Genomic DNA, 12603 nt, shown 5'->3' with positions numbered 1-12603 from the left:
AAGTGCTTAGATCTTACATGCGCCGCTTTCGCAGCCATCGTCCTGAATTGACGGTACTATGTCGTCCTGCGCGTCTTCTGCACCGTCACGGGTGTTGTGATAGTACAGCGTTTTCACGCCAAATTTGTAGGCGGTCAGCAGGTCTTTCAACAGCTGCTGCATCGGTACCTTGCCAGACGGGAAACGCGTCGGGTCATAGTTGGTATTGGCAGAGATCGACTGGTCGATAAACTTCTGCATGATACCCACCAGCTGCAGGTAGCCGTCGTTGTTTGGCATTTCCCACAGCAGCTCGTAGTTGTTCCCGAGTGTTTCGTAGTCCGGTACCACCTGACGCAGCACGCCGTCTTTCGACGCTTTAATGCTGACGTGGCCGCGCGGCGGCTCAATACCGTTAGTGGCGTTGGAGATCTGCGAAGAGGTCTCAGACGGCATCAGGGCAGAGAGCGTGGAGTTGCGCAGACCGTGAGTCTTGATGGACTCGCGCAGGCCTTCCCAGTCAAGGTGCAGCGGCTCGCTGACGATCGCATCCAGGTCTTTCTTGTAGGTGTCGATCGGCAGAATGCCTTTTGCATAGGTGGTTTCGTTGAACCACGGGCATGCGCCTTGCTCTTTCGCCAGTTCGTTAGACGCTTTCATCAGGTAATACTGAATGGCTTCGAACGTCTGGTGCGTCAGGTTATTGGCGCTGCCGTCGGAGTAACGCTTACCGTTTTTCGCCAGCCAGTAGGCGAAGTTAATCACGCCGATACCCAGGGTACGACGACCCATCGCGCCACGTTTAGCGGCCGGAATTGGGTAATCCTGGTAGTCCAGCAGGGCGTCGAGCGCGCGAACCGCCAGCACGGCCAGCTCTTCCAGCTCGTCCAGGCTTTTAATTGCACCCAGGTTGAACGCAGACAGCGTACACAGTGCAATTTCGCCATTTTCGTCGTTCACGTCTTCCAGCGGCTTGGTCGGCAGGGCGATCTCAAGGCACAGGTTAGACTGGCGTACTGGCGCAACCACCGGATCAAACGGGCTATGGGTGTTGCAGTGGTCAACGTTCTGGATGTAGATACGGCCGGTAGAGGCACGCTCCTGCATCATCAGGGAGAACAGGTCGACCGCCTTCACGCGCTGCTTGCGGATGCTGTCGTCTTTTTCATATTTGGTGTACAGACGCTCGAACTCGTCCTGATCGGCGAAGAACGCGTCGTACAGGCCCGGGACGTCGGACGGGCTGAACAGGGTAATGTCTTCCCCTTTCAGCAGACGGGTGTACATCAGTTTGTTGATCTGTACGCCGTAGTCCATGTGACGCACGCGGTTGCCTTCCACGCCACGGTTGTTTTTCAGCACCAGCAGGCTTTCCACTTCCAGGTGCCACATTGGGTAGAACAGGGTCGCAGCACCGCCGCGCACGCCGCCCTGAGAGCAGGATTTCACTGCCGTCTGGAAGTGCTTGTAGAACGGGATACAGCCGGTGTGGAACGCTTCACCGCCGCGAATCGGGCTGCCCAGTGCACGGATACGACCGGCGTTGATGCCGATACCGGCGCGCTGGGAGACGTATTTCACAATGGCGCTGGAGGTCGCATTGATGGAATCCAGGCTGTCGCCACACTCGATCAGTACGCAGGAGCTGAACTGACGGGTAGGGGTACGCACGCCAGACATGATTGGCGTTGGCAGAGAAATCTTGAACGTCGATACCGCATCGTAGAAACGCTTCACGTAATCCAGACGGGTGTCACGCGGGTAGTTTGAGAACAGGCAGGCGGCCACCAGAATATAGAGGAACTGGGCGCTTTCGTAGATCTCACCGGTAACGCGGTTCTGAACCAGGTATTTGCCTTCGAGCTGCTTCACCGCCGCATAGGAGAAATTCATATCGCGCCAGTGATCGATAAACCCGTTCATCTGCTCGAACTCTTCTTCCGTATAGTCTTCCAGCAGATGCGTGTCGTATTTGCCCAGCTCAACCATTTTCACCACGTGGTCGTAAAGCGCAGGCGGCTCAAACTGGCCGTAGGCTTTTTTACGCAGGTGGAAAATCGCCAGACGTGCAGCAAGGTACTGATAATCCGGTGCGTCGCGGGAGATCAGATCTGCCGCTGCTTTGATAATCGTTTCGTGGATATCAGACGTTTTGATGCCGTCGTAGAACTGAATGTGGGAACGCAGTTCAACCTGGGAGATAGATACGTTGTTCAGTCCTTCTGCTGCCCAGTCGAGAACTCGATGGATTTTGTCCAGATTGATACGCTCGGTCGTCCCGTCGCGCTTTGTCACCAGCAGACTCTGATTCATGTGGGTTTTACCTGTCCGTGAAATAAAAAATATCCCCCGCTTATCCACAGAATCGTCTTGTGACTAACTCTGTGGATAAATACTACATATAGGGGGTTTGCGATAAGAAAAACGCTATATGGTGAGTATTCTAGTATCGAATCTTTTCAGCACAAGGGTTGATTTTGACGTTAAATTGAGGTTGTGAAAGGGTAAAAAAGGCTAAGTCCTCGTACCGTAAGGCCTGGACGACATGTCAATAATTAAGAAAAAAAATTCAAAATTTGATCGAGTGCTGATTTCTTCAACGGGAGGGCAGAATTGCGCAACATGATGTCGCGCAATCTTTATAAGAATAACGAATGACGTTAGTCGTTTTTGGCGGTTGTATGCAACATATAGTTAACATCCACGCCCGGGGCGAGTTTGAATTTATCGGTCAGCGGATTGTAGTGCAGGCCGGTAATGTGCTGCTCTTTAAGCCACGTCCGATCAACCCAGCTCAGTAATTCAGCAGGCTTAATGAATTTCTTCACGTCGTGCGTGCCTTTTGGCACCATGCGCAGCACATATTCCGCGCCGACGACGGCCATCAGCCAGGCTTTACCGTTACGGTTGATGGTTGAGAAGAAGACCTGACCGCCCGGTTTCACCAGTTTTGCGCAGGCGTTCACCACGGATTGCGGATCGGGAACGTGTTCCAGCATCTCCATGCAGGTCACCACATCATACTGGTGGGCATGTTTTGCCGCGTGTTCTTCCACGGTTTCCTGCACGTATTCAACCTGGATCCCTGACTCCAGCGCATGGAGACGGGCCACCTGCAAGGGTTCAAAGCCCATATCCAGACCGGTGACCGTCGCGCCTTCGCGCGCCATGCTCTCCGCCAGGATGCCGCCGCCGCAGCCGACATCAAGCACCTTCTTACCGAACAGGCCGCCGGAACGCTCCGCGATATAGCCCAGACGCAGCGGGTTAATGCGATGCAGCGGTTTGAACTCACCTTCGAGATCCCACCAGCGGGACGCCACCGCTTCAAATTTGGCAATCTCTTCGTGGTCAACGTTGTGAGCCACCGGGGATTTTTCGGCATTCATGGGCGCTTTTACTCCTTATTTAGCAAGACAAAGGAGTATATCAGGCAATCCCCATGAATAAAGCGTATAGGTTTACCTCAATCACCGCGGCTGTGTTATAATTTGCGACCTTTGAATCCGGGATACAGTAGAGGGATAGCGGTTAGATGAGCGACCTTGCGAGAGAAATTACACCGGTTAACATCGAGGAAGAGCTGAAGAGCTCCTATCTGGACTATGCGATGTCGGTCATTGTTGGCCGTGCGCTGCCGGACGTCCGCGATGGCCTGAAGCCGGTACACCGTCGCGTACTATACGCCATGAACGTATTGGGCAATGACTGGAATAAAGCCTACAAAAAATCTGCCCGTGTCGTTGGTGACGTAATCGGTAAATACCATCCCCATGGTGATTCCGCGGTGTACGACACTATCGTCCGTATGGCGCAGCCATTCTCGCTGCGTTACATGCTGGTAGATGGTCAGGGTAACTTTGGTTCTATCGACGGCGACTCCGCCGCGGCAATGCGTTATACGGAAATCCGTCTGGCGAAGATTGCCCATGAGCTGATGGCCGACCTGGAAAAAGAGACGGTTGATTTCGTTGATAACTACGACGGCACGGAAAAAATCCCTGACGTCATGCCGACGAAAATCCCTAACCTGCTGGTGAACGGCTCGTCCGGTATCGCCGTGGGTATGGCAACTAACATTCCGCCGCACAACATCACGGAAGTGATCAACGGCTGCCTGGCCTATATCGAAGATGAAGACATCAGCATTGAAGGGCTGATGGAGCACATCCCGGGCCCGGACTTCCCGACGGCGGCGATCATCAACGGTCGTCGCGGTATTGAAGAAGCGTACCGCACCGGTCGCGGCAAGATTTACATCCGTGCCCGCGCCGAAGTGGAAGCGGACGCTAAAACCGGCCGTGAAACCATTATTGTTCACGAGATCCCGTATCAGGTGAACAAAGCCCGTCTGATTGAAAAAATCGCCGAGCTGGTAAAAGAAAAACGTGTTGAAGGCATCAGCGCGCTGCGTGACGAGTCTGACAAAGACGGTATGCGCATCGTGATTGAGATCAAACGCGACGCGGTGGGTGAGGTTGTACTGAACAATCTGTACTCCCAGACTCAGCTTCAGGTCTCCTTCGGTATCAACATGGTGGCACTGCACCATGGTCAGCCGAAGATCATGAACCTGAAAGAGATCCTGAGCGCGTTCGTGCGTCACCGCCGCGAAGTGGTGACCCGCCGTACCATCTTTGAACTGCGCAAAGCGCGCGACCGTGCGCACATCCTTGAAGCGCTGGCGGTTGCGCTGGCCAACATCGACCCGATCATTGAACTGATCCGTCGCGCGCCAACCCCGGCAGAAGCAAAAGCCGGACTGGTATCCCGTCCGTGGGATCTGGGTAACGTGGCGGCGATGCTGGAGCGTGCGGGTGATGACGCGGCGCGTCCTGAGTGGCTGGAACCTGAGTTCGGCGTACGTGACGGTCAGTACTACCTGACTGAACAGCAGGCCCAGGCGATTCTGGATCTGCGTCTGCAGAAACTGACCGGCCTTGAGCATGAAAAACTGCTCGACGAATACAAAGAGCTGCTGGAGCAGATTGCCGAGCTGCTGCACATTCTGGGCAGCGCAGAGCGCCTGATGGAAGTGATCCGCGAAGAGCTGGAGCTGGTCCGCGACCAGTTTGGCGACGAGCGCCGCACCGAAATCACCGCGAACAGCTCTGATATCAACATTGAAGATCTGATCAACCGCGAAGATGTGGTGGTCACCCTGTCTCACCAGGGCTATGTGAAGTATCAGCCGTTGACCGACTATGAAGCACAGCGTCGTGGCGGCAAGGGCAAGTCTGCGGCACGTATTAAAGAAGAAGACTTTATTGACCGTCTGCTGGTGGCCAACACCCACGACACGATCCTCTGCTTCTCCAGCCGTGGCCGTCTGTACTGGATGAAAGTCTATCAGCTGCCTGAAGCGAGCCGTGGCGCGCGTGGTCGTCCAATCGTCAACCTGCTGCCGCTGGAAGCGAACGAACGTATCACCGCCATTCTGCCGGTACGCGAGTACGAAGAGGGCGTGAACGTCTTTATGGCGACCGCCAGCGGTACCGTGAAGAAAACCGCGCTGACCGAGTTCAGCCGTCCACGTTCCGCCGGGATCATCGCGGTGAACCTGAACGAAGGCGACGAGCTGATCGGTGTGGATCTGACCTCCGGTTCTGATGAAGTCATGCTGTTCTCTGCGGCCGGTAAAGTGGTGCGCTTCAAAGAGAACGCCGTGCGCGCAATGGGTCGTACAGCGACCGGTGTACGCGGTATCAAACTGGCGGGTGAAGATTCCGTTGTTTCCCTGATCGTTCCTCGCGGCGAAGGTGCAATCCTGACCGTCACCCAGAACGGTTACGGTAAACGTACCGCGGAAAGCGAATACCCGACCAAATCACGTGGCACGCAGGGCGTTATCTCTATTAAGGTTACCGAGCGCAACGGTTCCGTTGTGGGTGCGGTACAGGTCGATGATGCCGACCAGATCATGATGATCACTGATGCCGGTACGCTGGTGCGTACACGCGTATCTGAGATCAGCGTGGTGGGTCGTAACACCCAGGGCGTTATCCTCATCCGTACTGCGGAAGATGAAAACGTGGTGGGTCTGCAGCGCGTGGCTGAGCCGGTGGATGACGAAGAGCTCGATTCCATCGACGGTAGCGTTGCGGAAGGTGACGATGAAATCGCGCCGGAAGCGGACACCGACGATGATGCAGCGGATGACGCTGACGAGTAATGTCTCCTGACGCAAAAAGGGCCGGATTCCGGCCCTTTTCTTTTACGTAAGCAGACAAGTGAACGTTGCGGCAAGCCGCGTTTACCGCTACCTTAACCACATTCTTTTGACCCCGACGGCGGAGCCTCGCCCCTTTGAAATACCTCGTCTCCTTTCGTACCACGCTGAAAGTTTCTCGCTATCTGTTCCGGGCGCTGGCGCTCCTGCTTTGGTTGCTGGTGGTCCTGCTGTCGGTGTTCTACATCGTCAACGCGCTGCACAAGAAAGAAGCGGAGATCCGCCAGGAGTTTAATTTAAGCTCCGATCAGGCCCAGCGTTACATTCAGCGAACATCTGATGTAATGAAGGAGCTGAAGTATATTGCCGAAAACCGACTGACGGCGGAAAACGGCATCCTGGCGCTTCGCGGGCGTAATGACAAAACCGAAGTGCCGGACTTCCAGCCGCTGTTCCCGGACTCCGACTGCTCCACCATGAGCAACACCTGGCGCGGGTCGCTGGAATCCCTCGCCTGGTTTATGCGCTACTGGCGCGACAATTTTTCCGCCGCCTACGATCTCAATCGCGTCTTCCTGATTGGCAGCGAAAATCTCTGCATGGCTGACTTCGGCCTGCGCGACGTGCCCGTCGAGCGTGATGATGCGCTGAAAAGCCTGCATGAGCGTATTGTGAAATATCGCAATGCGCCGCAGGACGAGCGCGGGAATAACATCTTCTGGATTAGCCAGGGGCCGCGCATGGGCGTGGGCTATTTCTACGCGCTGACGCCGGTTTACCTCGGTAACCGCCTGCAGGCGCTGCTGGGCATTGAGCAGACTATCCGCATGGAAAACTTCTTCACGCCAGGCAGCCTGCCGATGGGTGTGACCATTCTGGATGAAAACGGACATCAGCTGATCTCGCTTGCCGGGCCGGATAACCGTTTGAACGTCGATCCGCACTGGATGCAGGAACGCTCGTGGTTTGGTTACACCTCCGGCTTTCGTGAGCTGGTGCTGAAAAAAAGCCTGCCACCGTCGTCGCTGAGTATCGTCTACTCGCTGCCGGTCGATATGGTGCTGGAGCGGATACGCATTCTGATTATGAATGCAATTCTGCTCAACCTGCTGGTGGGAGGGGCGCTGTTTACGCTGGCGCGCATGTATGAGCGAAGAATCTTTATTCCCGCCGAAAGCGACGCCCAGCGTCTGGAAGAGCACGAGCAGTTTAACCGTAAGATAGTCGCCTCGGCACCGGTGGGGATCTGTATTCTGCGTACTCAGGACGGGACCAACATCCTGAGTAACGAGCTGGCGCACAACTATCTGAACATGCTGACGCATGAGGATCGTCAAAGGCTGACGCAAATCATCTGCGGTCAGCAGGTAAACTTTGTCGACGTGCTCACCAGCACCCATACCAACCTGCAGATCAGCTTTGTTCACTCCCGCTATCGTAATGAAAACGTGGCGATTTGCGTGCTGGTGGATGTCTCCGCACGCGTGAAGATGGAGGAGTCGCTGCAGGAGATGGCGCAGGCGGCGGAGCAGGCCAGCCAGTCGAAATCTATGTTCCTTGCCACCGTCAGCCACGAGCTGCGTACGCCACTGTACGGGATTATCGGTAACCTCGACCTGTTGCAGACGAAAGAGCTGCCGAAAGGGGTCGACAGGCTGGTGACGGCAATGAACAACTCCTCCAGTCTGCTGCTGAAAATCATCAGCGATATTCTCGATTTCTCTAAAATTGAGTCTGAGCAGTTGAAAATCGAACCGCGGGAGTTTTCGCCGCGTGAAGTGATGAACCACATCATCGCCAACTATCTGCCGCTGGTGGTGCGTAAACAGCTGGGTCTCTACTGCTTTATTGAACCGGATGTGCCGCTGACGCTGCACGGCGATCCGATGCGCCTGCAGCAGGTCATCTCTAACCTGCTTAGCAACGCCATCAAATTCACCGATATTGGCTGTATCGTGTTACACGTCTGCCGGGCGGGGGATTACCTGAGCATTCGCGTCCGTGACACGGGTGTAGGCATCCCGGCGAAAGAAGTGGTTCGCCTGTTCGACCCGTTCTTCCAGGTCGGTACCGGCGTGCAGCGTAACTTCCAGGGCACCGGTCTGGGGCTGGCGATTTGTGAGAAGCTCGTCAGCATGATGGACGGTGATATCTCGGTGGATACCGAGCCCGGCATGGGCAGCCAGTTCACCATCCGTATTCCGCTCTATTCGGCTCAGTATCCGGCAAAAGCGACGGTTGACGGGCTGAGCGATAAGCGCTGCTGGCTGGCGGTGAATAACGCTTCGCTAAATGATTACCTGACGGCGCTGCTTACCCATAGCGGCGTGAGGGTGTGCCGCTATGAAGACCAGACGCCGGACGCGGATGACGTGCTGATCGCCGACGAGATGCCGGAACAGGCGTGGCAGGGGAGAGGAACGGTACTCTTCTGTCGTCGCCACATTGGCATACCGGTTGAACGTGCGCCGGGAGAGTGGGTACACAGTGTCGCCACGCCGCATGAGCTGTTGAGCCTGCTGGCACGCATCTACAAAGTGCAGCTGGAAGAGAACGACGGAGCCGGTGAATTGCCGTCACCGGAAGGTCTGGCGTCAGTGAATGACGATATGATGATTCTGGTCGTGGATGACCATCCGATTAACCGCCGACTGCTGGCAGACCAGCTCGGGTCGCTTGGCTACCAGTGCAAAACGGCCAATGACGGTGTGGACGCGCTGAATGTGCTGAGTAAAAATCATATTGATATCGTTCTCAGTGACGTCAACATGCCTAACATGGACGGCTACCGTCTGACGCAACGTATCCGCCAGCTTGGCCTGACGTTGCCGGTGGTGGGCGTCACGGCGAACGCGCTGGCGGAAGAGAAACAGCGATGCCTGGAGTCAGGCATGGACAGCTGTCTGTCGAAACCGGTCACGCTGGACGTGCTGAAGCAGACCTTGTCGGTCTATGCGGAACGCGTCAGGAAAACGAGGATATAAAAAAGGCCCTTTCGGGCCTTTTTTATTTGCCCGGCGGCGCTTCGCTTGCGCGAACACCACCCGGCATTTACTGCGGTGATCAATCCTTGTCCGTCGCGCTCAGCGTCACGGAGGAGAGATAGTTCAGCAGGGCAATATCGTTGTCCACACCCAGCTTCATCATTGCGGATTTCTTCTGGCTGCTGATGGTTTTAATACTGCGGTTCAGCTTCTTGGCAATCTCGGTCACCAGGAAACCTTCAGCGAACAGGCGCAGAACTTCGCTCTCTTTCGGTGACAGACGTTTGTCACCGTAGCCACCCGCGCTGATTTTTTCCAGCAGACGAGAGACGCTCTCAGGCGTGAACTTCTTGCCTTTCTGCAGCGCAGCGAGCGCTTTTGGCAGATCGGTCGGTGCGCCTTGTTTCAGCACAATCCCTTCGATGTCCAGATCCAGCACGGCGCTCAGGATCGCCGGGTTGTTGTTCATGGTCAGAACAATGATCGAGATGTCCGGGAAGTGACGTTTGATATATTTGATGAGCGTAATCCCATCACCGTACTTATCTCCAGGCATGGAGAGATCGGTAATGAGCACGTGTGCATCAAGCTTTGGGAGGTTATTGATCAGTGCTGTAGAGTCTTCAAATTCACCGACTACATTCACCCACTCGATCTGTTCAAGCGATTTGCGAATACCGAACAGTACAATCGGATGGTCATCGGCAATAATTACGTTCATATTGTTCATGTATAAGGCTACCTTGCTACAGCAAGCTTTTGACGTAGTCGTCAATGTCGCTGATGTATTTTTCAATGCCAGAGGCATCTTTCTCACGAATTAGATGTTCCAGCGTTTCACATAACTGCTTGCCGGGAACCAGATTAAGCATGGCAAACACCCCTTTAAGCCGGTGTGCTGTCTGAGCCAGCGCTGCAAAATCATTCGCAGCGGACTCAGTATACAACCGCTTAACATCATCTGGTACTGTATCAACAAAGAGTGAATAGTATCCGCTGGCGTGAAGCTCGGCGTTTTCATTGCCGCCTAACGGGGATTCCGTTATCTCATCCTGCGCCAGCTGCTCTTCTATTAGTTGTAGTACAGCTTCCTGCATCGCATTGCTTATATTAAAGTTGACGCGCAGCTGGCCAGGGCCGATTTTCCGCACGCCTGACTCATCATCGCTTAAAAGCAAGCCCGAGGCAGTAAGATTAGACGGATTATCAGTTAAAAACAGATCAAATTCTTGACTTGCCAGTCGTTCATCCGGCGTGATGCAGGCCGCGCCCCAGTTTTCTAACTGACGCACCACGATGTTGCGAATCTCGTTTGAGGTCACATCCACCATCGCCACCACGTCATCCAGCAGGCGCTCTTCATCTTCTTCCTGCGGATTGACGGCCATTTTCACGTGCAGAGAGTAGCGAGTGCCGAGCGATTCACGTGCTTTGATATTCAGGTGGCCGCCGAGCTTACGCGCCAGCTGATCGCACAGCCAGAAGGTCAGGGCATTAGCCTTACCGTAATGATCGCTTTGTGTGTCATTCAGGAACGGGAAGTGCAGATTATCAATTTCACTCGTCGTGACGCCTTCACCGGTGTCCAGAATGCGGAACGTCAGGCGATCTTCTGCCGACTCGTCGGTGCTCACTTCGAGGGTGATCTTGCCGATCTGCGTGGTGGTCACGGCATACTGAATAATCATCAGCAGAATGCGACGTAGCGCTTCGCGATCGCCATGGCGTTCGTCATTCGCCGGTAAATGGTTGTTGATCAGCAGCTGCAGACCTTTACGCTTGATCACCGGCAGGACTTCCGGAACCACTTCATCGATCAGATCCTGAATGGAGAAGAGGGAAGGCGTACCTTTCCAGAAATCATTCTCCAGCATGTTCGCTAACTGGATCTCATCCACCATACGAACCAGCGAGTCGGCCTGGCAGGCTAGCTGGTGGCTTTCAGAGGTGTTTAACGCCGCCGCCTGGGTTGCCAGCGTTTTTAATGGCTGTTTGAAGGCGTCGCCAATATTCTGCATAAAGGCGGCGCGCCCCTGCTGGTTCTTCTCATACAGCCTTTGCGCCTGCTTGAGTTTCTTATTCACCAGCACTTCGCGATCCTGGTCGCGGATAATGAAGATTTGCGTGCGTGGGGCCACCTGACTGCGGAACTGACGGATCTCGTACAGTTCATTATTGATGGTGGCCTGAATAACCCCCTGGTGCTGATCCGCCATGGTGGTGATGTTCTGCAGGTTAAGATGCGGCAGCAGATGGTCTGCAATTTTATTGCTCATCACCGTGCGGTTCGCTTCCTGATCGTGGACTAATACGCCCAGCGGCAGCACGGAAACAATCTCTTCATTGAGCGCGCGTAACACGCGAAGTTCATTCGTGTTGCCCGCGGTGACCGCAGAGGCGTCGCTCTGACGTCCTGGCTGGAAGCGGAAGGTGCTGTAGCCAAACAGGGCCAGCGCCAGCAGGCCGATATTCAGCAGCAACGGCAGCAAAATATTTTGCAGGGTATCGAGCAGCAGGGTGCCAAACGGTACCTGCCACACCAGGCGCATGCCGGTTGAGTTCAGTGACGAGGCAATTTCAATTTTCGAGCCGTTAAAGGAGATGGTGACGCTCTCTGCAGCCTCTTTGTCGGACGCCGCGCGCATGTTCTGGGTACTGCTGTCTGGCTCCATACGGAAGCTGTCGAGCGGCATATCCGGCGGGATCAAATCATTAATAGGCAAATCAAACGCCACGACCGTCGCCAGATGTCCCGGCTGGTTGAACGTGGTACGCAGGGTAAAATAGTGACCATTTTGCCAGGCCAGGCGGCGCAGCGATGAGAAACTTTCACGCTCATCAAGGGCATTCGCCTGCTGCAGCATTTCTGCACGGCGGGAATCGACGATGCCGCCAACGGTCGTCTCTTTAAAACCAGAAGAGAGATCTTTCAATGGCAGCGTCGAGATCAGGATCATGCTGTTGTCCTGACCGTTCAGATAGTACATCGACCACGGCACCGTCTCGGCACCCCAGAGGGTATCCAGATAGGTTGAAATACGCTGCGTCATCTCAAGCGTTGCGCTGTCGTGAGAGCCAAAGATAAGCGCCTCAGTCTTACGCTGCGGTTTTTCGAGATAGTAGACATCCTGCTTAAGCCGGGTCTCCTGAAGCCCATCCCCGGATGCGCTTGCAGGCGCTGCGGCAATATTGTCGTAAATCTGCCAGGTGGCGTAGCGCCAGGTATCAATGCGCTTGTGGACGGCATGAGTGATATCAACCACCTGGTAGCTCTTGTCCTTCAACCAGGCGTTTACCGCGCTCTGCACCATCACGCCCAGGGTGACTAATAACACAACGATCAAAAGAAGAAAGAAACGGGTGATGCTCCCGGGAAGAAGGGAGAATTTGCTCGGGGCGGTAGTTTCAGTCTGACTCATTGATATCTTTAACCCGTAATGGTCGTGCTCTGTGGCGATAGGGCAGTATAAA

Annotated in this window: 6 protein-coding genes; 2 read left to right on the top strand and 4 right to left on the bottom strand. The window is 54.8% G+C overall.

The features are described 5' to 3' along the window. Window positions 1-6 precede the first annotated feature (6 nt). Window positions 7-2292 carry a class 1a ribonucleoside-diphosphate reductase subunit alpha gene (nrdA, locus tag BFV64_RS15505; protein ID WP_069602261.1) on the bottom strand — a complete coding sequence of 762 codons (2286 nt, stop codon included), beginning with the start codon at window positions 2290-2292 and terminating at the stop codon, window positions 7-9. Between the two features lie 347 nt (window positions 2293-2639). Continuing rightward, window positions 2640-3368, bottom strand: a complete 729-nt coding sequence (ubiG, locus tag BFV64_RS15500) for a bifunctional 2-polyprenyl-6-hydroxyphenol methylase/3-demethylubiquinol 3-O-methyltransferase UbiG (RefSeq protein WP_014884609.1) — start codon at window positions 3366-3368, stop codon at window positions 2640-2642. A gap of 146 nt (window positions 3369-3514) precedes the next feature. Between ubiG and gyrA the strand changes: the two genes are divergently transcribed. Both gyrA and rcsC read left to right on the top strand, forming a co-directional pair. Then, window positions 3515-6151 (top strand): DNA topoisomerase (ATP-hydrolyzing) subunit A, encoded by a 2637-nt coding sequence (gene gyrA, locus BFV64_RS15495; protein WP_014884608.1) that lies wholly within the window; start codon window positions 3515-3517, stop codon window positions 6149-6151. 134 nt (window positions 6152-6285) lie between these two features. After that, a complete protein-coding gene (gene rcsC, locus BFV64_RS15490) occupies window positions 6286-9132 on the top strand; it encodes a two-component system sensor histidine kinase RcsC (protein ID WP_069602260.1) in 2847 nt (948 codons plus the stop codon). A 79-nt stretch (window positions 9133-9211) separates the two neighbouring features. On the opposite strand, the gene rcsB is transcribed toward rcsC, so the two are convergent. Together rcsB and rcsD are read right to left on the bottom strand one after the other, a co-directional pair. Continuing rightward, window positions 9212-9862: a response regulator transcription factor RcsB gene (rcsB, locus tag BFV64_RS15485; RefSeq protein WP_003859405.1), complete on the bottom strand. Its 651-nt coding sequence runs from the start codon at window positions 9860-9862 to the stop codon at window positions 9212-9214. Between the two features lie 16 nt (window positions 9863-9878). Next, a complete protein-coding gene (gene rcsD / locus BFV64_RS15480) occupies window positions 9879-12551 on the bottom strand; it encodes a phosphotransferase RcsD (protein WP_014884607.1) in 2673 nt (890 codons plus the stop codon). Window positions 12552-12603 lie beyond the last annotated feature (52 nt).

It is taken from the genome of Enterobacter kobei (genome assembly GCF_001729765.1).
Lineage (GTDB): Bacteria > Pseudomonadota > Gammaproteobacteria > Enterobacterales > Enterobacteriaceae > Enterobacter > Enterobacter kobei.
Note: the sequence above shows the minus strand (reverse complement) of the source record. Positions and strands in the feature narration are given on the sequence as shown.

Excerpts from the sequence above, each read along its gene's own strand:
- nrdA (WP_069602261.1), bottom strand. The coding sequence starts at position 2,292 with ATGAATCAGAGTCTGCTGGTGACAAAGCGCGACGGGACGACCGAGCGT.
- ubiG (WP_014884609.1), bottom strand. The coding sequence starts at position 3,368 with ATGAATGCCGAAAAATCCCCGGTGGCTCACAACGTTGACCACGAAGAG.
- rcsB (WP_003859405.1), bottom strand. The coding sequence starts at position 9,862 with ATGAACAATATGAACGTAATTATTGCCGATGACCATCCGATTGTACTG.
- rcsD (WP_014884607.1), bottom strand. The coding sequence starts at position 12,551 with ATGAGTCAGACTGAAACTACCGCCCCGAGCAAATTCTCCCTTCTTCCC.
- gyrA (WP_014884608.1), top strand. The coding sequence starts at position 3,515 with ATGAGCGACCTTGCGAGAGAAATTACACCGGTTAACATCGAGGAAGAG.